20 protein-coding genes are annotated in these 20638 nt (G+C 62.3%); 9 read left to right on the top strand and 11 right to left on the bottom strand.

The features are described from left to right. Window positions 1-25 precede the first annotated feature (25 nt). The 6 genes from WBF69_RS07840 (at window position 26) to WBF69_RS07815 (ending at window position 5956) form a co-directional block, all read left to right on the top strand. On the top strand, window positions 26-1390 hold the full coding sequence (locus WBF69_RS07840; protein WP_424262918.1) for a COG3014 family protein: 1365 nt from the start codon (window positions 26-28) through the stop codon (window positions 1388-1390). A 36-nt stretch (window positions 1391-1426) separates the two neighbouring features. Further along, window positions 1427-2041 carry a penicillin-binding protein activator LpoB gene (lpoB, locus tag WBF69_RS07835; RefSeq protein WP_424262916.1) on the top strand — a complete coding sequence of 205 codons (615 nt, stop codon included), beginning with the start codon at window positions 1427-1429 and terminating at the stop codon, window positions 2039-2041. A gap of 7 nt (window positions 2042-2048) precedes the next feature. Beyond that, window positions 2049-3392 (top strand): CsgG/HfaB family protein, encoded by a 1344-nt coding sequence (locus WBF69_RS07830; RefSeq protein ID WP_424262914.1) that lies wholly within the window; start codon window positions 2049-2051, stop codon window positions 3390-3392. A 79-nt stretch (window positions 3393-3471) separates the two neighbouring features. Next, the gene (locus WBF69_RS07825) at window positions 3472-4275 is read left to right on the top strand and encodes a thiazole synthase (RefSeq protein WP_424262912.1); all 804 of its coding nucleotides are present in this window, start codon (window positions 3472-3474) and stop codon (window positions 4273-4275) included. A 58-nt stretch (window positions 4276-4333) separates the two neighbouring features. Continuing rightward, window positions 4334-5155: a bifunctional hydroxymethylpyrimidine kinase/phosphomethylpyrimidine kinase gene (gene thiD / locus WBF69_RS07820; protein WP_424262910.1), complete on the top strand. Its 822-nt coding sequence runs from the start codon at window positions 4334-4336 to the stop codon at window positions 5153-5155. 120 nt (window positions 5156-5275) lie between these two features. Further along, window positions 5276-5956, top strand: coding sequence for a protein-L-isoaspartate O-methyltransferase family protein (locus WBF69_RS07815; protein ID WP_424262908.1), 681 nt, complete (start codon window positions 5276-5278; stop codon window positions 5954-5956). A 280-nt stretch (window positions 5957-6236) separates the two neighbouring features. Here the strand turns inward: WBF69_RS07815 and rfaE2 are convergent, their stop codons facing one another. From rfaE2 to ubiE, 5 genes are all read right to left on the bottom strand, one after another. Continuing rightward, window positions 6237-6725 carry a D-glycero-beta-D-manno-heptose 1-phosphate adenylyltransferase gene (gene rfaE2 / locus WBF69_RS07810; RefSeq protein WP_424262906.1) on the bottom strand — a complete coding sequence of 163 codons (489 nt, stop codon included), beginning with the start codon at window positions 6723-6725 and terminating at the stop codon, window positions 6237-6239. Further along, on the bottom strand, window positions 6722-8287 hold the full coding sequence (ubiB, locus tag WBF69_RS07805) for a ubiquinone biosynthesis regulatory protein kinase UbiB (RefSeq protein ID WP_424262904.1): 1566 nt from the start codon (window positions 8285-8287) through the stop codon (window positions 6722-6724). Before ubiB ends, rfaE2 begins: the two co-directional genes overlap by 4 nt. Beyond that, the gene (locus WBF69_RS07800) at window positions 8281-8904 is read right to left on the bottom strand and encodes a ubiquinone biosynthesis accessory factor UbiJ (RefSeq protein WP_424262902.1); all 624 of its coding nucleotides are present in this window, start codon (window positions 8902-8904) and stop codon (window positions 8281-8283) included. The genes ubiB and WBF69_RS07800 overlap by 7 nt, the downstream gene beginning before the upstream one ends. 199 nt (window positions 8905-9103) lie before the next feature. Next, window positions 9104-10072, bottom strand: coding sequence for a Tim44 domain-containing protein (locus WBF69_RS07795; RefSeq protein WP_424262900.1), 969 nt, complete (start codon window positions 10070-10072; stop codon window positions 9104-9106). Between the two features lie 202 nt (window positions 10073-10274). Further along, window positions 10275-11039: a bifunctional demethylmenaquinone methyltransferase/2-methoxy-6-polyprenyl-1,4-benzoquinol methylase UbiE gene (gene ubiE, locus WBF69_RS07790; protein ID WP_424262898.1), complete on the bottom strand. Its 765-nt coding sequence runs from the start codon at window positions 11037-11039 to the stop codon at window positions 10275-10277. Between the two features lie 130 nt (window positions 11040-11169). Between ubiE and phoB the strand changes: the two genes are divergently transcribed. Next, a complete protein-coding gene (phoB, locus tag WBF69_RS07785; RefSeq protein WP_424262896.1) occupies window positions 11170-11865 on the top strand; it encodes a phosphate regulon transcriptional regulator PhoB in 696 nt (231 codons plus the stop codon). Beyond that, window positions 11862-13178 (top strand): phosphate regulon sensor histidine kinase PhoR, encoded by a 1317-nt coding sequence (phoR, locus tag WBF69_RS07780; RefSeq protein WP_424262894.1) that lies wholly within the window; start codon window positions 11862-11864, stop codon window positions 13176-13178. Before phoB ends, phoR begins: the two co-directional genes overlap by 4 nt. A gap of 9 nt (window positions 13179-13187) precedes the next feature. Here phoR and ilvA read toward each other — a convergent pair whose 3' ends face one another. Beyond that, window positions 13188-14696, bottom strand: a complete 1509-nt coding sequence (gene ilvA, locus WBF69_RS07775; protein ID WP_424262892.1) for a threonine ammonia-lyase, biosynthetic — start codon at window positions 14694-14696, stop codon at window positions 13188-13190. A 186-nt stretch (window positions 14697-14882) separates the two neighbouring features. On the opposite strand from ilvA, the gene WBF69_RS07770 reads away from it, so the two are divergent. Beyond that, on the top strand, window positions 14883-16412 hold the full coding sequence (locus WBF69_RS07770; RefSeq protein WP_424262890.1) for a diguanylate cyclase domain-containing protein: 1530 nt from the start codon (window positions 14883-14885) through the stop codon (window positions 16410-16412). On the opposite strand, the gene WBF69_RS07765 is transcribed toward WBF69_RS07770, so the two are convergent. The 5 genes from WBF69_RS07765 to WBF69_RS07745 all read right to left on the bottom strand — a co-directional run bounded on the left by WBF69_RS07765 (window position 16385) and on the right by WBF69_RS07745 (window position 20496). Next, on the bottom strand, window positions 16385-17251 hold the full coding sequence (locus tag WBF69_RS07765) for a D-amino acid aminotransferase (RefSeq protein ID WP_424262888.1): 867 nt from the start codon (window positions 17249-17251) through the stop codon (window positions 16385-16387). The two genes, WBF69_RS07770 and WBF69_RS07765, sit on opposite strands and share 28 nt — an antisense overlap. 25 nt (window positions 17252-17276) lie before the next feature. Further along, entirely contained in the window at window positions 17277-18011 is a 735-nt protein-coding gene (locus WBF69_RS07760; protein ID WP_424262886.1) for an amino acid ABC transporter ATP-binding protein, read from the bottom strand. 15 nt (window positions 18012-18026) lie between these two features. Continuing rightward, window positions 18027-18716, bottom strand: a complete 690-nt coding sequence (locus WBF69_RS07755; protein ID WP_424262884.1) for an amino acid ABC transporter permease — start codon at window positions 18714-18716, stop codon at window positions 18027-18029. Window positions 18717-18725: 9 nt separating this feature from the next. Continuing rightward, entirely contained in the window at window positions 18726-19466 is a 741-nt protein-coding gene (locus tag WBF69_RS07750; protein ID WP_424262882.1) for an amino acid ABC transporter permease, read from the bottom strand. Window positions 19467-19593: 127 nt separating this feature from the next. Continuing rightward, window positions 19594-20496 (bottom strand): amino acid ABC transporter substrate-binding protein, encoded by a 903-nt coding sequence (locus tag WBF69_RS07745; protein WP_424262880.1) that lies wholly within the window; start codon window positions 20494-20496, stop codon window positions 19594-19596. Between the last annotated feature and the right edge of the window lie 142 nt (window positions 20497-20638).

The following is a 20638-nucleotide window of genomic DNA, read 5'->3' as shown; positions in this document are numbered from 1 at the left end:
CAATACCTGGAGAGGGGACCTCATCATGCGCCGACTGCTCATTAGCTGCGCCTGCGCCATTGCCCTAGCTGGCTGCGCCACGCCTGAATCTACCAAGAACTACAAGCTGGAACTGCAGGCGGGCAACATCCCCGCCGCCACCGAGCGAGCCGTCAAACAATCCGACCAGAACAAAGAAGGCAAGCCCGAAGACCTGCTCTGGTCCCTGGAAGCCGGCACCATGCTGCGCTACAACACGCTCAGCGAACGGTCCACCGCCATGCTGGACGGCGCCGAAGACCTGATGAAAGACGACGACACCCGTAACGCCGTCGCCAGCGGCGGCCAACAGGTCGCCGCCGTTCTCACCAATGACAACATGCTGCCCTACTCACCCAATGTCTATGACACGGTGATGCTGAACACCTACAAGGCCCTGAATTTCTGGCAGCTGGGCGATCACGACAATGCGCGCGTCGAATGGAACCGCACCGACGATCGCCAGCGCCGCGCGGCGGAACACTTCGAATCCGAAATCGCCAAACAAAAAGACGAGGTCGCCTCCAGCGAGAATTCCGATCTGGTGAACCGCAGCCTGAGCAGTTCCGGCGCCGCCTTTGAAAAGGCCGGCGTGGACGTCGAGCAATGGGCGCCCTACGCGGGCTACATCAATCCTGCTGCTCTGTACCTGCACGGCCTGTACTTCCTGCTGAACGGCGAAGGCAAAGCCGACTTCGACAAATCCAAGACCAGCCTGGAACGCGCCTTCGCCCTGACCCAGCACGCTCAGGTCAAAGCCGACCTGGCCTCGGCCCGCAAACCCGGCAAGCTCAAACCCGCCGTCTGGGTGGTCTTTGAAAACGGCATGGCCGCGTCCAAACGCGAACTGCGCATCGACCTGCCGCTCTTCCTGGTCACGGGCGCCCTGAACTACACCGGTATCGCCCTGCCCATGCTGGAAGACGGCGTCCCGGCCTATGACCACATCGCCATCGGCCGCCAGCAAAGCCAGCCGCTGGCCAGCATGGATACCATCATCAAGGGCGAATTCAAGACGCGCTTCAATGCCATCCTGGTGCGCGAGATCATCCGCGCCACGGCCAAGACCGTGATGCAGAAACAGCTCAATGACCAGAACCCCTGGCTGGGCCTGGCCGCAGCTATCGCCCAGGCGGCCAGCACACAAGCCGATCTGCGCAGCTGGCTGACCCTGCCGCACAACTTCCACCTGATGCAGGTGCCTTACCCCGGCAACAACACGCTGACCCTGACGCTGCCTGGCCCTGAAACCGAGATCGAGATCCCGCTGCCAGAGGAAAAGCGGTCCCTGGTGGTCTACGTCCGCGCCCTGAACACCACGGCGCCGCCCAGCATCCAGATCCTGCCGTCCAAAGCGGCGATTCGATCCTGATATAGCCCCCCATCACATCCAGTCAAGAGGTTGACCGTGAATATACGCTTGCTGCTTACCACCACTACCCTGAGCCTGGCCCTGGCCGGCTGCGTCACGCCCACGCATTACGTCGATATGAAAAACGACAATGTCGCCGTCATGGGGCTGGACTACAAGGACTTCGAAAGCGCCGCGACCGAGCTGGTCAACCAGATGCTGGCCTCGCCGCTGATGGTGCACCCCAAATCCAACCAGGGCGCCCGCTACGTGCTGACCGTCTCCAACGTGGTCAACGACACCGCGCAGCGCATCGACACCGACCAGCTGACGAAAAAAATCCGCATCAGCCTGTTGAATTCGGGCCGTTTCATCGTCACCACGGCAGTCGGGGTCAACGGCCCGGAAGACGCCATGACCGCCAAATCGCGCCAGCTGAAATCATCCAAGATGATGAACCAGAAAACCGTCAAGAAAGACGGTCGCGTGATTGCGCCGGATTTTTCCCTGTCGGGCAAGATCATCCAGCGCAACAATCGCGTCAACAGCAGCACCCAGCAGGTCGACTACTACTTCATGCTGACCATGACCAATCTGGATGACGGCCTGGCCTACTGGGAAGGCGAACACCCCATCGTCAAGCGCGGCGACAACCGTACCGTTACCTGGTGATCGCATCATGAAGAAACTGCTTTTGGCCTGCTGCCTGGGCCTGGCCTGGCCCCTGGCCGCGCTCGCGCAACAGACCCAGGATGTCACTGTGCAGGCTCACGGCTACGGGGATACTTACGAAGAGGCCGTGGAATCCGCCCTGGGCGACGCGGTCCGCCAGGTCACCGGCGCCCGGGTGGCCACGCGCTCCGCCGGCCCCAAAGCCACGCTGGACATCAAGGAATCCGGCGAGGGTCAGATCACCACCGGCTATAGCGGCCTGACGACCCAAGGCAAACTGCAATCCCCCGGCAAGGGCACGACCGAAACCACCAGCGGCAGCGCTCGCGTCGAGGCCGAAGGCGCCAGCCGCACCTCGATCGAAGCCGGCATGGGCAGCGAAAACCGCGTCACCAGCCAAGGCAAGGTCAAAGGCTACAAGGTTCTAAAGCAATCCTGCGAAAACAAGGGCTGCGAAGTCGATCTGGAAGTCGTCGTTGAAAAGACCGAATTCCAAAGCAAGGCCCCCCAGGCCAAGCGCGACAGTATCGCCATCGTCACCACAGGCCGCCTGCGCAAAACCGCCAATGCCGACCAACTGCGCCAATCGCTGACGGACAAATTCGTCAAAAGCGGCCGCTTCACCGTGCTGGACCGCAGCAACGACAGCGCCCTCGATCAGGAAATGGGTCACCTCGCGGGCGGCCAGGCATCCGACGAACAGCGCAGCAAGCTCGGGCAGATGCTGGGCGCGGATTTCATGCTGATCGTCAACCTGACCCAGGCAGGCGTCTCGACCAAGGTCACAGAGGAATACATCGACCTGACGGGTGAAAGCAACCGCGAGGTCTCATCCTCGACCAAGGCCTCGGTGCAATACACGCTGGTGGAATCGGCAACCCGCGCCGTGCGCTGGTCGGATTCCAGCCAGTTCAGTTCCGGCGGCAACCGGCTCAGCGCCGCCTTGGACGGTTTTCTGGACAAGATCGTCGGCGACATCACGGAAATCATCAGCCCGCCCAAGGTCATCGGCCTGAACAACGGCCAGGTCATCATCAACCGAGGCAAAGACCTGGCGGCAACCGGACAGACCTACGCCATCTTTTCCGTCGGCGACGCCCTGATCGATCCCGATACCGGCGAACAGCTCGGCACCACGGAAGAGCAGGTCGCGACGATCCGCATCACCACGGTCCAGGCGAAACTGGCCTACGGCGACATCGTGAGCGGCAGCCCCGATGCCATCGCCCGCGGGTCCATCGCCCGGCTGCAAGCCGCGCCCAAGCCCAAGCCGACCAAGGCGCCGGCCCGCAAAAAATCGCCCGCATCGGATCAGCAAACTCAGGACGGCGGAGGCATCATTCTGAACTGATCCGCGCCAAATGGATTATCCTTGTCTGTGGCCGCCCTGTGCGGCCACATCCATGACAGGCCAGCCCATTACATACGCCATGAACACCGCAGACACTCTCACCATCGCCGACCGCAACTTCCATTCCCGCCTGTTGGTCGGCACCGGAAAATACCGCGATTTCGATCAGACCCGCGAGGCCATCGAGGCCAGCGGCACGGAAATCGTCACCGTCGCCATCCGTCGCACCAATATCGGCCAGAATCCCGGCGAACCCAATCTGCTCGATTTCCTGTCCCCGGACCGCTACACCATCTTGCCCAACACGGCGGGCTGCTACACTGCCGACGACGCCGTGCGCACGCTGCGCCTGGCCCGCGAACTGCTGGACGGCCACAATCTGTGCAAACTGGAAGTGCTGGGCGATGCCGGCAACCTGTTTCCCAACATGCCCGAAACTCTGGCTGCCGCCCGCACGCTGGTGGACGACGGCTTTGACGTCATGGTCTATTGCAGCGACGACCCCATCCAGTGCCGCATGCTGGAAGACATCGGCGTGGCCGCCGTGATGCCGCTGGCATCCCTGATCGGTTCCGGCATGGGCATCATCAATCCCTGGAACCTGCGGCTGATCATCGACCAGTCCACGGTTCCGGTGCTGGTGGATGCCGGCGTGGGCACCGCGTCCGATGCCGCCATCGCCATGGAACTGGGCTGCGATGCCATCCTGATGAATACCGCCATTGCGGGCGCGCGCGACCCGATCCGCATGGCCCGCGCCATGCGCCTGGGCGTAGAGGCCGGGCGCGAGGCCTATCTGGCCGGCCGTGTGAAACGCAAATACTACGACGCGGACCCCAGTTCGCCCACCGAAGGCCTGTTGCCTTCGACGCGGGTAGCCTGATTGCCGCCTTTTTCTGACACCGCCGCCCCGGCGTTTTCCGACCGAAGCGAAATCCGTGATGATTCCGAATACCCTCTCCATCGCCGGCGTTGACCCGTCCGGCGGCGCTGGCGTGCTGGCCGACGTCAAGACCATGAGCGCCCTGGGCGCCTATGGCATGGCGGTGATCGCGGCCCTGACAGCCCAGAACACCCAGGCCGTTACGGGCATTTCCCCGGTTCCGCCGGACTTCGTCACCGCGCAGATCGACACCCTGTTTGCCGACGTACGCATCGATGCGGTCAAGATCGGCATGTTGGGCCAGGCGGGCGTCACCCGCGCCGTGGCGGACCGGCTGGCGCATTGGCGGCCCGCCCATCTGGTGCTGGACCCGGTCATGGTCGCCAAAAGCGGCGACCATCTGCTGGAACGTCAGGCCGTCGAGGCGCTGCGCGAAGGCCTGATCCCGCTGGCGACCATCATCACCCCCAATCTGCCCGAAGCCGGCGTGCTGCTGGACCAGCATCCAGTCGACAACCTGAAGGACATGCGCCGCGTAGCCGAACGCCTGCGCCGCCTGCTGCCCGACGACGCGCATCGCTGGGTATTCCTGAAAGGCGGCCACCTGCCCGGCAACGATACGATCGACATGCTGCACGACGGTGATCGCATGATCGAGCTGCCGGGCAAGCGCATCGACACCCCCAATACCCACGGCACAGGCTGCACCCTGTCGGCGGCGCTGGCCGCCCTGCTGCCGCGCACCGGCGACGTGCCCGAGGCCGCCCGCCAGGCCAAACACTACCTGGAACGCGCCATTGCTGCATCCAGCCAACTGCAGGTAGGGTCCGGTCACGGCCCGGTGCATCATTTTCATGCCTGGTGGGGACAGTCCGCCTGACCCTGCCGATGTCCCGAAATCCCCCTCTGGGCCGAGCGTCGCACAGCGCCCGGCATCTCCCGCAGGAGGGGGGGACTGGCCTATAATCACCTCACGTTAACCCTAAGGCTTACGAGAGACATGAACGTCAACGACATCAGCGACGCCGAACGTGCCCGTTTCAATATGATCGAGCAGCAGATCCGCCCCTGGAACGTCCAGGACGAACGCCTTTTGCAGGCGCTTTTCGATCTGCCTCGCGAACGCTTCGTGCCGCCGCAACTTCAGGCGCTGGCTTTCACGGATACCGAACTGCCGCTGGTCATCGACGGCGTCGATTCCCGCGAACACATGCTCTCACCCAAGGTCGAAGCCAAACTCGCCGAAGAACTGCAACTGACGCCCAGCGATTGCGTGCTGGAAATCGGCACCGGTTCCGGCTACCAGGCGGCGCTGCTGGCGCGCCTGTGCCAACAGGTCACGACCATCGAAATCGACAGCCGCCTGGCCGCCTTTGCGCAGGCGAATCTGGCCCGCAGCCAGATCGGCAATGTGGTCCAGGAAACCGGCGACGCCCATGCCGGCTGGGGTACCGCCGAATACGACGCCATCCTGATCACCGGTTCCGTACCCGCCGTGCCGGATGCCCTGAAATACCAGCTGGCCGTCGGCGGTCGCCTAGTCGCCATCGTCGGCCACAGCCCCATCATGACGGCCTGCCGCATTACGCGCACCAGCGCCGCCAATTTTGAAACCGTGCAAATCTTCGACACCTGGACCAAGCCGCTGCGCGGCACCGCCCGGTCACGCTTCCAGTTCTGATGGTCTGATCGCGCCCGCATCAGGCAAAAACCTCTGCCATCCGGCAGAGGTTTTCTTTTACCGCAGGGCCGCCCCAAGGTAAAACGCCCCCTTGGGGGGCAGCAAGCCGAAGGCGCAGCGTGGGGGTTTTTTTTACCGCAGGGCCGCCCCAAGGTAAAACGCCCCCTTGGGGGGCAGCAAGCCGAAGGCGCAGCGTGGGGGTTTTTTTACCGCAGGGCCGCCCCAAGGTAAAACGCCCCCTTGGGGGGCAGCAAGCCGAAGGCGCAGCGTGGGGGTTTTTTTATTGCCGGATCTTGTGCAGCAAAGCCGTGGTGGACCGTTCATGCTCGAACGGAATAGCCACGGCGCTACCGCCCCAGCCGCGCACAGCGGCGGTTTCGGGCAAGAGATCCATATCGTAATCGCCGCCCTTGACGATCATGTCCGGGCGCAGCGCCTGGATCAGTTCCAGGGGGGTGTCTTCTTCGAACCAGGTCACAGCATCCACGCAGGCCAGCGCCGCCAGCAAGGCAGCCCGGTCGGCGCAGGTATTCAAGGGTCGATCCGCGCCTTTGCCCAACCGGCGCACGGATGCATCGGTATTGACCGCGACGATCAGCGACCCGCCCAGCTGCGCGGCCTGATCCAGATACGTGACATGGCCGCGATGCAGTATGTCGAACACCCCGTTGGTGAACACCCACGGGCGCGGCAAACCGCCCTGGGCCAGCATCTGCCGGCATGCGTCCGGCGACAGGATCTTGGATTCAAAGCGCGGGGCCGTCGTCATACCCCGCCCCCCCGCGTCAGCGCCCATAACGCCACGCCCAGACCGGCGGCGAGTATGCCGCACAACACGACCAGCAGGCGGTTGGCGCCTTCTTGGGCGCGGCGCAGCCGTTCCAGTTCGGAGCGCATGGCGGGGCCGGGATCGGGGTGATTCAAGCGGGTGTAGACCAGCCTGGGGATCTGCGGCAGGATCTGCGCCCATTGACTGGCTTCCTGGTCCAACCGCTGGCGCAGGCCGCGCAGGCCCACGCGCTGATGCATCCATTTTTCCAGGAAAGGCTTGGCTGTCTGCCAGAGATCCAGTTTCGGGTCCAGTTCGCGCCCCATGCCCTCGACATTGAGCAGGGTCTTTTGCAGCAGCACCAGCTGCGGCTGAATTTCCACATTGAAACGGCGCGAAGTCTGGAACAGGCGCAGCAGCACTTGTCCCAGAGAGATTTCCGCCAGAGGCCGGTCGAAATAGGGTTCGCACACCGCCCGCACGGCGCCTTCGAGTTCTTCTTCGCGGGTCGTGGGCGGCACCCAGCCCGATTCGATATGCAATTGCGCCACCCGGCGGTAATCGCGGTGGAAGAAAGCCAGGAAATTCTGTGCCAGATAATTTTTGTCGAATTCGGACAAGGAACCGACGATGCCGAAATCCAGGGCGATATAGCGCCCCAGCGTGGCAGGATCATCGGACACATAGATGTTGCCCGGATGCATATCGGCATGGAAAAACCCGTCGGTAAACACCTGCATGAAAAATATTTCCACGCCCTGACGCGCCAGCAGGGGGATGTCGACACCCATCTCGCGCAACTGGGCGACCCGGCTGACCGGCACCCCGTGCATGCGCTGCATGGTGAACACCTGGCTGGCGCAGAATTCCCAGACGACTTCAGGCACCAGCAACAGATCGGCGCGCCCCGTATCCGGCCCGAAATTGCGCCGCAACTGGCTGCAATTGGCGGCTTCGCGGATCAGATCCAATTCGTCGTGCAGATACTTATCGAATTCGGCAACGACTTCGCGAGGCTTCAGGCGGCGGCCATCCGGCGCCAGACGTTCGACCAGACCGGCCAGCGTCCGCAACAGCGTCAGGTCGCGTTCGATGGCCTCGCGCATGCCGGGACGCAAGACTTTGACGGCGACTTCGCGCCCGTCGTGCAGCACGGCAAAATGCACCTGGGCGATCGATGCCGACGCCACCGGATCACGCTCGAACTGCGCAAACAGCGTCTGCGGGGATGCGCCTAAAGATTCCTGGATGATGGCGGCTGCCTGATCCGACGGGAACGGCGGCACGCGGTCCTGCAGGCGGGCGAGTTCATCGGCGATATCCGCCGGCACCAGATCGCGGCGTGTGGACAGCACCTGACCGAATTTCACATAGATCGGCCCGAGGGTTTCCAGCGCCCGCCGCAAGCGTTCCCCCCTGGGGGTGCGTGGCCGACGCCCCAGGCAGATCACCCGCAGCAAGGCATGCGCCCAGGGATGCTGCAGGCTGGACAACACCAGTTCGTCGAGCCGATACCGCAAGCCGATCCACAGGATGTAGCTCAGGCGCCAGAACGTCAGCATGCGGCCTCCGGCAAATGCTGCAGACGGCTATCGAGCTGATTCAGGCGGGATTCCAGCGCCTGCAGATCGCCACGCCAGCGACGGAAATCCTCACCCCGCAAGACCATGCCGGATTCTTCCGCCAGGTATTCGGTCAGATTGTCCTGCGCCCGCCCGGCACTCTGCCGCAGGCCGGCGGCCAAGTGCCGCCCTCCCTGGACCAGCCGGACGGCCATGACATCGCCTACCAGGCGGGACAAGTCGTTCTCGACATCCCAGCGTAAATCCCGCGCCAGGTCGGACACCAGATGCGCCAGACCAGCATCCCCCTGGATGCGCGCAAGCGCCGTCACGCCCGCCAGCCCCTGAGCGCGCCAGGCGGCGGGCAAGTCGCGCAGCCGCTGCGCCGGCACGGACAAGGTGACATCAGGCACGATGGCCGCATCGCTGGTCTGCAGCGTGCCGTCCGCCCCGATGCTGGCCTGCAACGCCCAGGCGCCAGCCGACAACCGCAACGATTTTCCAGCATGGCTGGCCAAGCGGTCGCGGGCCCAGGGCTCTCGGCGCAATAGGGCATTGAACCCATGCAGCAGCAGGTCCGCAGGCCGGGGCAGAAAAGAAGGAAGCAATGTATTCATGCGCAGAAAGCCGATGGCCTGCCCACGCGGAGACGGAGACCGACGCGGGCCCGAAGAAGCCCTGTGGGCAGGATTCAAATGAACTGAGGGTCCGGGAAACGCCGTATCGGCACCCCCTGGCCCCTCAGTTTACTGGTTTTACCGCCTGCTTATGCGCGGGGTGGTAAACCGCCGCTTGCCCCGTCACACGGGGCAGACATCACGCTTGCGGATCGAGCTGCTGGATGCCGGCCAGCAGCCAGCCAGCGCCTTCTGCCTTGTACAGATTCCAGACTTCTTCCACACGGAAGGCCTCGGCACCGGCGGATTCACGCAGCATGCCAGAATAGCGCACGCTGGCCAGATGACCACCCGCCACGGTCTCGATGCCCAGCAGTTCTGCGTTCAGCAAAACGATCTCGGTGCGGTTGCCCTCGTTGGGCTGAGGCAGGCGGGGCGTGATTTCCGCCAGCAGATCGTCGGTCAGCAGTTCCCGCAGGGCATCGCGGTCACCCGCATCCCACAGGGCCTGAATCTGCGTGAACTGTTGCTTGGCCTGTGCCAGGAAGGTCGGCACATCAAAGTCGCCGGGGATGAACCAGGACGGATCCTGGGCGGCGGAGGATGGCACGGATTCAATCACCGGCGCAGCGGATGCAGCCGGCGCCGCCGACCCGGAGGACGGTTGGTTCCAGGCAGCGGGTTGCTGCGTCTGGCGATAGCTGTTATTGCCGCCTGCTCCGGCAGGAGCCAGCGGACGCTGCGCCCCGCGCAGGCGACGCACCAGGAACATGACGGCAAAGATCACCAGACCGATCAGCAAGGCGCTGGACAGGAATTCCAGGAACGCCCCCGACAGGCCCATGCTGGACAGCAGGGCGGCGATGCCCAGACCGGCGGCGATGCCGGCGATGGGACCCAGCCAGCGGGACATGCCCGATTTGGCGGCGCCGGCAGCAGCCGTGCCTGCAGCAGCCCCAGCCGCCGGTGTCGCGGCGCGCTGAGTAGCGGTGGATGCGGCGGGCGGCGTGACAGCCTGACGCTGCTTCATGACGTTGGAAGACTGGCGACCAAAACTGCCGCCACCGCCCATACGGCGCGCTTCGGCAGTGGACGTGACTGTCAGCATCACCAAGGCTGCGACCAGTAGCAAAGTGGCGACAGCCCAGCGGGGCATTTGAACAAACATGGAGTCTCCTGGGTGAAATCGTTCACCAGCTTGAAAGCCAGATTCATCGGAATCTGACAGGAAGCTGAATTTCTGTAAATTACCATAGATTCCAGAGGCCCGCAGCAAGCGATCCATCTCAGGGAACCAGGCGGCGAACCCTCCGGTCCGCAAAAGACCGGGGCCGCACACAGCGGCCCCGGGCATCGATGCGGCGGCTTGGCTAATCCAGCCGGATGCCTTCGTGCAAGGCCACCACGCCAGCCGTCATATTGAAATACTGCACCCGCCCAAAACCCACGGTGCGCAGCATGTCGGCCAGCGTATTCTGATCCGGATGCATGCGGATGGATTCCGCCAGATAACGGTAGCTGGCCTCGTCGGACGCCACAAACTGACCAATTTTCGGCAGGATATTGAAGGAGTACCAGTCGTAGGCCGGCGCCAGCGCCGGAGCGACCTTGGAAAATTCCAGCACCAGCAGCTTGCCGCCGGGTTTCAGTACCCGGTGCATTTCGGCCAGCGCGCGGTCTTTGTGCGTCATGTTGCGCAAACCAAACGCCACCGACACGCGGTCGAAATGACGGTCGGGAAACGGCAGACATTCGGCGTCGCACACGGCCACCGGCGTCACCAGGCCGCGATCCAGCAGGCGGTCGCGCCCCACCCGCAGCATGGAGTCGTTGATGTCGGTCAGCCAGACCTCGCCGGTCGGCCCCGCACGTTTGGCAAAGGCCCGCGCCAGATCGCCGGTGCCCCCGGCGATATCCAGCACCCGCATGCCGGAGCGGATCTGCGCCCGGCCCACGGTAAAGGCCTTCCAGGCCCGATGCAGGCCGCCCGACATCAGATCGTTCATCAGATCGTAGCGGCTGGCGACGGAATGGAAGACCTCGGCCACGCGATGCGCCTTGTCGGCTTCGCGGACGGTCTCGAATCCAAAATGGGTTTCCGGCCCCTGGCCGGGCTGTCGGGAAGGTTCACTCATGATCCGCGTATCGTACCGCATTCCTTCCACCGAATCGCACCCCGCCTGGCAGCGGCACCGTCATATGAATGAAATAATGTGACCGTATGATGACCCTGCTCAATACGACCACAGGATTCACACATCTGTCATGTCCGCCACGATTCTGATCATCGAAGACGAACCCGCCATCCTGGAATTGCTATCCGTCAACCTGCAGCATGCCGGATACACGGTCAGTACGGCACAAGACACCCGCCAGGCCGAGGCCCAGATCCAGAGAGTGCTGCCCGACCTGATCCTGCTCGACTGGATGCTGCCGGACCAGCCCGGCATCCGCCTGGCCAAGCAGCTGCGCGCCGCCGCCCGCACCCGCGACATCCCGCTGATCATGCTGACCGCGCGCGGCGCGGAACAAGATAAGGTCGACGGGCTGGAAGCGGGCGCCGACGACTACCTGACCAAACCCTTTTCCCCGCGCGAGCTGTTGGCCCGCATCAAATCCCTGCTGCGCCGACGCGCCCCTCAGTTGACGCCCGACCCGATCCAGGCGGGCGAACTGACCCTGGACCCCAATACGCGGCAAGTGTCGGCGCGCCAGCAAACGCTGCCGATGGGACCTACCGAGTTCCGCCTGCTACACTTTCTGATGACGCATGCGCAGCGCGTGTACACCCGCAGCCAACTGCTGGACCAAGTCTGGGGCGATCACGTCTTTGTCGAGGAACGCACGGTAGACGTCCACATCCGCCGACTGCGCAAGGCGCTCTCACCCGCGCACCAGGAACATCTCATCCAGACGATCCGGGGAGCCGGCTACCGTTTCAGCACGACACACATGGAATGACCAAAACGCTTGTTTCCATCGCGCTCTGGGCGCTGAGCGGCTGGCTGCTGGGCGCATGGCTGGGCGCCGCCACCGGCTGGGCGGTCTTTGCCCTGGGGCTGCTGATCATGATTCTGGTCAGCGGCCTGCAACTGTCGCGCATCGCCCGCTGGGTACGCAATATCGACGATCCGCCACCGCCCTCGATCGGCCCCTGGGATGAAATCCTGGCGCCCATCTACCGCAAACTGAAGCAGAACCGCCTGGACCTGCAGGAACGCAGCCGCAACTTCCAGCGCGCCTTGCTGGCTGCCGAGGCGCTGCCGGATGGCGCGCTGACCCTGGCGCCGGACAAATCCCTGCTCTGGTGCAACCAGACCGCCGCCGAACACCTGGGTTTGAATCCTCATCAGGACCGGGGACACAGCATCCTGAACATCATCCGGTCGCCGGAATTCGCCCGCTATTCCCGACAGGATAGCTGGGACAAGCCGCTGATCCTGCATCTGAACCACGGCGGCCAGGCCCGCACCCTCATGCTGCACCTGGCGCCCTACGGGGTCGGGCAGTTTTTGATGGTCACCCGCGACATCACGCAGATCGAGCGCCTGGAAAACACCCGTACGGATTTCGTCGCCAACGTCTCGCACGAAATGCGCACCCCGCTGACCGTGCTGTCCGGTTTCGTGGAAACGCTGCTGGACCTGCCCGAAGAAGCGATCAGTACGGCACAGCGCAAGCACTATCTGGAACTCATGGCGCAGCAGGCGCATCACATGCAGGCGCTGGTCGCCGATCTGCTGACCCTGTCATCCCTGGAAACGACCCCCAACACCGCGGGGGACCCGGTCCCCGTGTCCGCTCTGATCCGCACCGCGCTGACGCAATGCCAGGCGCTGTCCAAAGGACAACATCAGTTTGACGTCCACCTGGACGACACGCTGCAGATCATCGGCCAAAGCAAGGAACTGTCATCGGCATTCGGCAATCTGCTGACCAACGCCGTGCGCTACACCCCGGCGGGCGGGACCATCACCGTCACGTGGGCACGGCTGCCGGACGGCGGCGCCTGTTATCAAGTGCACGACACCGGCATCGGTATCTCGACCGAAGACATCCCGCGCCTGACAGAACGTTTTTTCCGGGTGGATCGAGGGCGCTCACGCGCTACCGGAGGCACGGGCCTGGGCCTGGCCATCACCAAGCATGTCGCCCTGCGCCACCAGGCTGCGCTGGATATCGACAGCGCCCCTGGCGCCGGTAGCACCTTTTCGATCCACTTTCCCGGCGCACGCGTCAGCCGTCAGGCGGCAGCGGCGGACCACGCCGCCTGACAGACGCGCCTACAGAAACAGCTGATAGGCGGGATTGTCGGTCTCGTTCCAATAGGGATAGCCCAAGGTCGACAGGAAATCCTTAAAGGCCTTCTTGTCGTCCGGCGGCACCTGGATACCCACCAGGATGCGGCCATAGTCGTCCCCCTGATTCCGATAATGGAACAGGCTGATGTTCCAATCGGGATTCATGGCGCCCAGAAACTTCATCAAGGCGCCAGGGCGTTCCGGGAACTCGAAACGGTACAGCACCTCGTGCCTGGCCAGACTGGAATGACCGCCCACCATATAGCGCAAGTGGGTCTTGGCCATTTCGTTGCTGGTCAGATCCAGCGTGGGGAATTCCTGCTTGCGGAAATGCGCCGCCAGCTTTTCGATTTCCGATTCCGATCGGATCTGCAGGCCGACATAGACATGGGCCTGCTCGGCATCAGAGATCCGGTAATTGAATTCCGTCACGGCCCGCTGACCGACGGCTTCGCACAGCCGCAGGAAACTGCCGCGTTTTTCAGGCAAGGTAATGGCGAACAGCGCCTCGCGGGCTTCGCCCACATCGGCGCGCTCGGCCACGAAACGCAAGCGGTCGAAATTCATATTGGCGCCGCAGGTGATGGCCACCAAGGTCTTGCCCTTCCATTTCTGCTGGGCGGCATAGCGCTTGGCCCCGGCCAGCGCCAGCGCGCCAGCCGGCTCCAGCACGCTGCGCGTGTCCTGGAAAACGTCCTTGATGCCGGCGCAGATCGCATCCGTATCGACAGTGATGAAATCATCCACATATTCGCGCACCAGACGGAAGGTTTCCTGCCCCACCTGCTTGACCGCCGTACCGTCGGAAAACAGCCCCACGTCATTCAGGCGGACCCGCCGACCCGCCCGTACGCTGCGGATCATGGCGTCGGAATCTTCGGTCTGCACGCCGATCACTTGGATCTCCGGGCGCAATTGCTTGATGTAGGCGGCCACGCCGGAAATCAGGCCGCCGCCGCCGATGGCGACGAAGACGGCATCGATGGGGCCGGTATGCTGGCGCAGGATTTCCATCGCCACGGTGCCCTGCCCCGCGATCACGTCCGGGTCGTCAAAGGGATGCACGAAGGTCAGACCGTCGCGCGCCTGCAGCTCGGCCGCATGCTCCGCCGCTTCGGTGAAGCTGTCGCCAAACAGCACGACCTCCCCGCCCAGCGCGCGCACCGCCTCGATCTTGACCGAAGGCGTGGTGACGGGCATGACGATGACCGCTCGGCACTTCAGGCGGCTGGCCGACAGCGCCACCCCCTGGGCATGATTGCCGGCGGATGCCGCAATCACCCCGCGCTTGAGCTCGCCGGCGCTGAGATGCGCCATCTTGTTATAGGCGCCGCGCAGTTTGAAACTGAATACCGGCTGGGTGTCTTCACGCTTGAGCAAGACGGTGTTGCCGATGCGCTTGCTAATTCGGGGGGCCAGGTCCAACGGAGTTTCATGGGCGACGTCATACACTTTGGACGTCAGAATGCGCTTCAGATAATCGACGGACATGGCACGCAAAAGGTGATGAAGGAAGCTGAAAAGAATATCACAGGGAAAAACCGGATTCATACGTCTCGTGCCGCGCCCTAAGATCACTGATCCTGCACGCTTCGCCATCACCACCCCGGCTCGACGGCAAATCAGCTATCCAGTACCGTGGCGGCATCAAAGATGACAGGTTTGAAATTTCATACCATGAGCACCGAACCGCGCTATGTGTGCACCAAACGGCTATGCCTCACCAGCGCATCGCTATGTCTGATCGTCCTCACCTTCATCTGGGCGGTCATCCAGCATCGCATCAGCATAGAACGCACCCAGGAAGTCGACGCCGCTTTGCGCGCCAACTCCAATCTGACCATCGCCTTTGAACAAAACATCTCGCGCACGCTCAAGGCAGCCGAGCAAGTCGCCGCCTTTGTCCGCGAAGGCTATCTGCTGCAAGGCACCGCCCCCGACCTGCACCGCTGGGTTCGGGATTCAGTCATCCGCGAAGGCATGTTCACGATCATCAGCGTGGTGGACGAACACGGCCAGATCATCGCCAGCAGCCAGGACATCCCGACCACCGTCAATTACGCGGACCGGGACTTCTTTCTGGCCCAGCGTGACAACACCCTGGACACCCTGTTCATCAGCCGCCCCGTGCTGGGCCGTGTCTCGGGCGCATGGCGCATCCCTTTGTCCCTGCGCATTTCGCGACCGGACGGCAGCTTCGGCGGCGTCGTAGTGATCGCCATCGACCCGACCAATCTCACCAGTTTTTATCGTCAGACCAACCTGGGGGCGCACGGCCTGCTAGAGGTCACAGGCCTGGACGGTTATACGCGGGGGCGCAAGATCGGCGACCAGATCAGTTTCAATCAAGACGCACGAGCGCTGCCCTGGTTCACCCGGCGCTCGACCGCCCCGACAGGCAACTTCGTAGACCAAGGTGAGATCGACGGTATTTCACGCGTCATCAGCTACCGCACCCTGCACGGCTATCCGCTGATGGCGGTGGTCGGCACCGCCTATGACGAAGCCGTGGCCGCCACCCAGCACCGGCGCACCGTCTATCTGTTCGCCGCCAGCCTGCTCTCGGCCCTGATCCTGTCTCTCACCATCGGCCTGACCCTGGCGATGGCACGCCAACGGGCCATCACCCAGGCCTTGCAGGCCAGCAAAATCCAGTTGGCGCATGCGGCGCGGCACGATCCGCTGACCGGGCTACCCAATCGCGTCCTGTTCCAGGAACGCTGCCTGCGCAGCCTGGAATCCGCCCGCCGTCATCGCACCCTGGCAGCCATCCTGTACCTGGACCTGGATGGCTTCAAAGAAGTCAACGACCGCTACGGACACGCCACCGGCGATGCGCTATTGCAGCAGGCTGCCCAGCGTCTGACGCAACAAGTGCGCGCCTCTTCTGAAGACACCGTGGCGCGATTCGGCGGCGATGAATTCGCCATCATGCTAGACGGACTGCTTACCCAAAAGGACGGCGAACAGATCATCCTGAATATCCTGACCGCCCTATCCCAGCCATTCACGCTGGACGGGGCCGAGGCCCGGATTTCAGCCAGCATCGGCGCCGTGCTGTACCCCCTGCACGGCACCGATCTGAATACGCTGATCGGACAAGCCGATACCGCCATGTACGCAGCCAAAAACGCAGGCAAAAATCAATTCGCCTGGGGCACGGCTGCGGAGCCAAACAATTACAAGGCAGAGATGGCCGCGTCGTAAGCCGCCCGCAAGCGGGTATATACCGGCCCTGGCTTGCCTGCGCCGACCGGACGCCCATCGTATTGCGTGATGGCCAGGACTTCCTTGGTGGCCGACGACAGCATCAGCTCATCGGCGGCGGCGACTTCCGCCTGGGTAATGGGGCGCGACTCGAAGGGTATGCCGGCGCTGGCAGCCAACTGTTCCAGAAAGCTGTAACGGATGCCTTCCAGGATCAAATGATCCCGAAGCGGAGCGCGCAGCACGCCGTCCTTGACCACCCAGATATTGCAGGACGAGCCCTCGGACAGATGGCCGTCGCGAAACTGCACGACCTCGTCCACACCGGCATCCGTGGCGTATTGCTTGGCCAGCACGTTGCCCAGCAAGGACACCGATTTGATTTCGCAATGCAGCCAGCGCTCATCCGGCATGCTGACAGCCGTCATGCCGTGTTCCCGCTTATGCTGGTCGGGGCGTTTCAGCGGCGACACCATGCAAAAGACCGTGGCCTGGCTATCGGCGGGAAAGCCATGATCCCGTTTCGCCACACCGCGCGTCACCTGCAGATAGACCGTACAGTCCCCCTGAACGTTATTGCGCGACAGCATGGCGCCGACCAGATTTTCCCAATCGGCCATGCTACGCCCGGTTTCCAGGCGGATGGCTTTCAGACTGCGCTGTAGACGGGCCAAGTGTGGCTGCATCAGAAAAGGCTTGCCCCCATAGCAGGGGACGACATCGTAGATGCCGTCGCCAAAAATGAAGCCTCGGTCCAGCACCGAGATCTTGGCATCGCCCAGCCGGACGTACTCACCATTCAAATAGACAATGCTGTCATTGTCGACACCGGGGATCATGAATCACACCTTTAAAAACGCATCATCAATGATGCAGGATCTTGGACAGGAAATGCTTGGCGCGGTCGGAACGCGCGTCCGGATTGCTGAAGAAATCGTCCTTGGTGCAGTCCTCGATGATCAATCCCGCATCCATGAAGACCACGCGATCAGCCACGCTGCGGGCAAAACCCATTTCGTGGGTCACGACCATCATCGTCATGCCTTCCTTTGCCAGATCGACCATGACGTCCAGCACCTCGTTGACCATTTCCGGATCCAGCGCAGAGGTGGGCTCGTCAAACAGCATGGCCATGGGATCCATCGCCAGGGCCCGGGCAATCGCCACACGCTGCTGCTGGCCGCCGGATAGCTGGCCGGGATATTTATCGATATGCGCGCTGAGCCCGACGCGTTCCAGCAGCGCCCGGCCACGTTCATTGGCATCCGATTCGGAGCGGTTCAGGACTTTCATTTGCGCCAGGGTCAGGTTGCGCATCACCGACAGGTGCGGAAACAGCTCGAAATGCTGGAACACCATGCCGATGCGCGACCGCAGTTTCGGCAGATTGGTGCCGGCAGCGCCCACCGACACCCCGTCGATGAAGATCTCGCCCTTTTGAAAGGGTTCCAGCGCGTTGGCTGTCTTGATCAGGGTGGATTTGCCGGAGCCGGACGGCCCGCATACCACCACGACCTCGCCTTTGGATACTTTGGTGGTGCAATCCGTCAGGACCTGGAAGGACCCATACCATTTACTAACGTTCTTGAATTCAATCATGGTTAACTCCTGCCCTCAGCGCACGATGGCGATGCGACGCTCCAGCCGCTTGACCGAACGGGAAGCAATATAGGAAATAATGAAATAGACGACGGCGGCGAAAACGAACATTTCCACCATCCGCCCGTCGCGCTGGGCGATGTTGTTGGCAGCCCCCAGGAAGTCGGTCAGAGACAGCACATAGACCAGGGACGTATCCTGAAACAGTACGATCATCTGGGTCAGCAGCACCGGCGTCATATTGCGAAATGCCTGCGGCAACACGATCTGCCCCATGACCTGCCAATAGTTCAGCCCCAGCGCATAGCCAGCCCCGACCTGCCCGAAGGGGATCGACTGGATGCCCGCGCGCATGATCTCGCAAAAATAGGCGGCTTCGAATAGCACAAAGGTGATCAGCGCCGATGTGAATCCGCCCACGGCAATGGGCCGCCCCGCCCCCGTCACCCAACCGAGGATGTAGGGCACCAGGAAATAGAACCAGAAAATAATCAGGATCAGCGGCAAAGCGCGCATCAGATTGACGTACGCGCCTGCGACCCCGGACACCACCCGATTCGACGACAGCCGCATCATGGCCATCAGGGTGCCCAGGATGACGGCGCCAACCGTCGACAACACCGTCAGTTTCAGTGTGAACATCAGGCCCGTACCCAACACATACGGCAGGGTGCGCCAGATGACTTCAAAATCAAATCCGTGCATGGTCGCCCCTTAACGCTTGGTGCCGATAAAGCCCGGCACGCTGATTCCTTTTTCGATCAGGCGCATCAGCACCACCACCACCAGATTGATGATGAGATACAGAATAGTCGCCGCCGTGAAGCTTTCGAAAATCTGGAAGGAGAATTCCTGCATGGAACGGGCGGCCCCGGTGATTTCCAGCAGGCCGATGGTAAAGGCGATGGACGAGTTCTTGATCAGGTTCAGCGCTTCGGAGGTCAGCGGCGGCATGATGATGCGCACCGTCATGGGTAACAGCACGTAGCGGTACATCTGGGGCTTGGTCAGGCCCAAGGCGGTAGCGGCCATGCTCTGCCCGCTAGGCAGCGCCGTGATGCCGGCCCGCACTTGTTCAGCGATCCGGGACGACGTAAACAGACCCAGACACACGGTTGCCGTCCAGAAGGTGCTCCAGACCGGGTCGGCCTGCTTGATCATATCGCCCAAGGACTTCGGCACGACTTCGGGGAAGACGAAATACCACAAGAACATCTGCACCAGCAGAGGCACATTGCGAAAGAGTTCGACATAGCCCGCGCAAAGGCGTTCGATCCAGCTGACGCGGATCGTGCGCAACACCCCGATCACAACCCCTACGGCCAGGGCGATCACCCAGGCCAGCACCGACACGCCTAGCGTCCAGTACATGCCTCGGATCAGGGTATACAGATAGGTTCCGGTGCCGTCAGGGGCATCTGCCCAGAAAATCAGCCAGTTCCAGTTGTAATTCATACGAATATCCTGTGCAGCGCATCTGGAGGCAAATCATGCATCCAGCGGCACCAGTGATGCAAACGGCACCTCCCGGCGTTCAGTCCGGGAGGTGCCGCCACTTGTGAAGTGTTTCCCTGGTGACTATTTATTTATAGTCTGCGGGATCAGGCGAGTCGGTAGGATTGGCGATGACTTTCTTCAGTTCGGGGGTCATCGGCCAATTCAGGTTGATGTTCTTGGGCGGGATCGCGCTGGTGAACCATTTGGCGTACAGCTTGTCGATTTCGCCGTTCTTCATCATGGCCTTGACTGCATTGTCCACCGCGGTCTTGAATTTCTCGTCGCCCTTGGGTTCGATCATGCCGTAGGGCTCGGTGGTGTAGGCTTTTTCGCTGATCATCCAATCACCTGCATTCTGCGAGCTGGCGACCAGGCCGGCCAGCAGAATGTCATCCATGAAGAATGCCGTGGCGCGACCGCTGGCGACGGTCAGGAAGGCTTCGGAGTGGTCTTTGGCCGGGATGATGCGCATGCCCAGATTTTGATCGGCATTGACCTGGGTCAGCCATTTCAGGTTGCTGGTGCCGGACGTGGACACGACGGTCTTGCCCTTGAAGTCGGCCAGATCGTTCAGGTTGGAGGATTTCAGGGCGGCGAAACGGGTGGCCGTGACGAAGGTGGTCGGCGCGAAGGACACCTGTTCCTGGCGCTGGGCGTTGTTGGTCGCCGAACCGCAGGCAATATCCACGGTGCCGTTGGCCACCAGCGGAATCCGCGTAGAGGACGTCACGGAGACCAGCTTGATCTTCAGTTCGGGCAGGCCCAGCTCTTTTTTCAGGGCATCGGCAATGCCGTAGCAGATGTCCATGGAATAACCAACGGGCTTTTGATTGTCATCCAGGTAAGAAAAGGGGATCGATGAGTCACGATGCCCCAGGGTCAGTTCCCCCGTGGATTTGATTTTGTCGATCCGGCTGGTTTCTGCCTGGGCGACGGTCATACTCGCGACCGAGACGGCAGTTGCCAGAATGATGGGCAGTAGTTTCATGGTTCCTCCTAGATTGTTGTAATAAGTGTTCCGTCGTTCATGACGGGAACGGGGCCTGCCAGGGGTACGGCAAGCGACCGTCAGTGTAATCATTAGTCATCCTCGGCACCAAGCCACAGGAAGCAGCAAGGTGATCTTAACC

The organism is Castellaniella sp. (genome assembly GCF_049673105.1).
Taxonomy (GTDB): domain Bacteria; phylum Pseudomonadota; class Gammaproteobacteria; order Burkholderiales; family Burkholderiaceae_B; genus Castellaniella.
The sequence above is the reverse complement of the archived record's forward strand: the minus strand, read 5'-3'. Positions and strand labels throughout refer to the sequence as shown.

Bases quoted from the DNA above. Each gene is read 5' to 3' on its own strand.
- WBF69_RS07745 (WP_424262880.1), bottom strand. From the start codon at position 20,496: ATGAAACTACTGCCCATCATTCTGGCAACTGCCGTCTCGGTCGCGAGT.
- WBF69_RS07760 (WP_424262886.1), bottom strand. From the start codon at position 18,011: ATGATTGAATTCAAGAACGTTAGTAAATGGTATGGGTCCTTCCAGGTC.
- WBF69_RS07770 (WP_424262890.1), top strand. From the start codon at position 14,883: ATGAGCACCGAACCGCGCTATGTGTGCACCAAACGGCTATGCCTCACC.
- WBF69_RS07755 (WP_424262884.1), bottom strand. From the start codon at position 18,716: ATGCACGGATTTGATTTTGAAGTCATCTGGCGCACCCTGCCGTATGTG.
- phoB (WP_424262896.1), top strand. From the start codon at position 11,170: ATGTCCGCCACGATTCTGATCATCGAAGACGAACCCGCCATCCTGGAA.
- thiD (WP_424262910.1), top strand. From the start codon at position 4,334: ATGATTCCGAATACCCTCTCCATCGCCGGCGTTGACCCGTCCGGCGGC.
- WBF69_RS07800 (WP_424262902.1), bottom strand. From the start codon at position 8,904: ATGAATACATTGCTTCCTTCTTTTCTGCCCCGGCCTGCGGACCTGCTG.
- WBF69_RS07815 (WP_424262908.1), top strand. From the start codon at position 5,276: ATGAACGTCAACGACATCAGCGACGCCGAACGTGCCCGTTTCAATATG.
- WBF69_RS07765 (WP_424262888.1), bottom strand. From the start codon at position 17,251: ATGATCCCCGGTGTCGACAATGACAGCATTGTCTATTTGAATGGTGAG.
- ubiB (WP_424262904.1), bottom strand. From the start codon at position 8,287: ATGCTGACGTTCTGGCGCCTGAGCTACATCCTGTGGATCGGCTTGCGG.
- WBF69_RS07795 (WP_424262900.1), bottom strand. From the start codon at position 10,072: ATGTTTGTTCAAATGCCCCGCTGGGCTGTCGCCACTTTGCTACTGGTC.
- WBF69_RS07825 (WP_424262912.1), top strand. From the start codon at position 3,472: ATGAACACCGCAGACACTCTCACCATCGCCGACCGCAACTTCCATTCC.
- rfaE2 (WP_424262906.1), bottom strand. From the start codon at position 6,725: ATGACGACGGCCCCGCGCTTTGAATCCAAGATCCTGTCGCCGGACGCA.
- ubiE (WP_424262898.1), bottom strand. From the start codon at position 11,039: ATGAGTGAACCTTCCCGACAGCCCGGCCAGGGGCCGGAAACCCATTTT.
- WBF69_RS07830 (WP_424262914.1), top strand. From the start codon at position 2,049: ATGAAGAAACTGCTTTTGGCCTGCTGCCTGGGCCTGGCCTGGCCCCTG.
- WBF69_RS07750 (WP_424262882.1), bottom strand. From the start codon at position 19,466: ATGAATTACAACTGGAACTGGCTGATTTTCTGGGCAGATGCCCCTGAC.
- phoR (WP_424262894.1), top strand. From the start codon at position 11,862: ATGACCAAAACGCTTGTTTCCATCGCGCTCTGGGCGCTGAGCGGCTGG.
- WBF69_RS07840 (WP_424262918.1), top strand. From the start codon at position 26: ATGCGCCGACTGCTCATTAGCTGCGCCTGCGCCATTGCCCTAGCTGGC.
- ilvA (WP_424262892.1), bottom strand. From the start codon at position 14,696: ATGTCCGTCGATTATCTGAAGCGCATTCTGACGTCCAAAGTGTATGAC.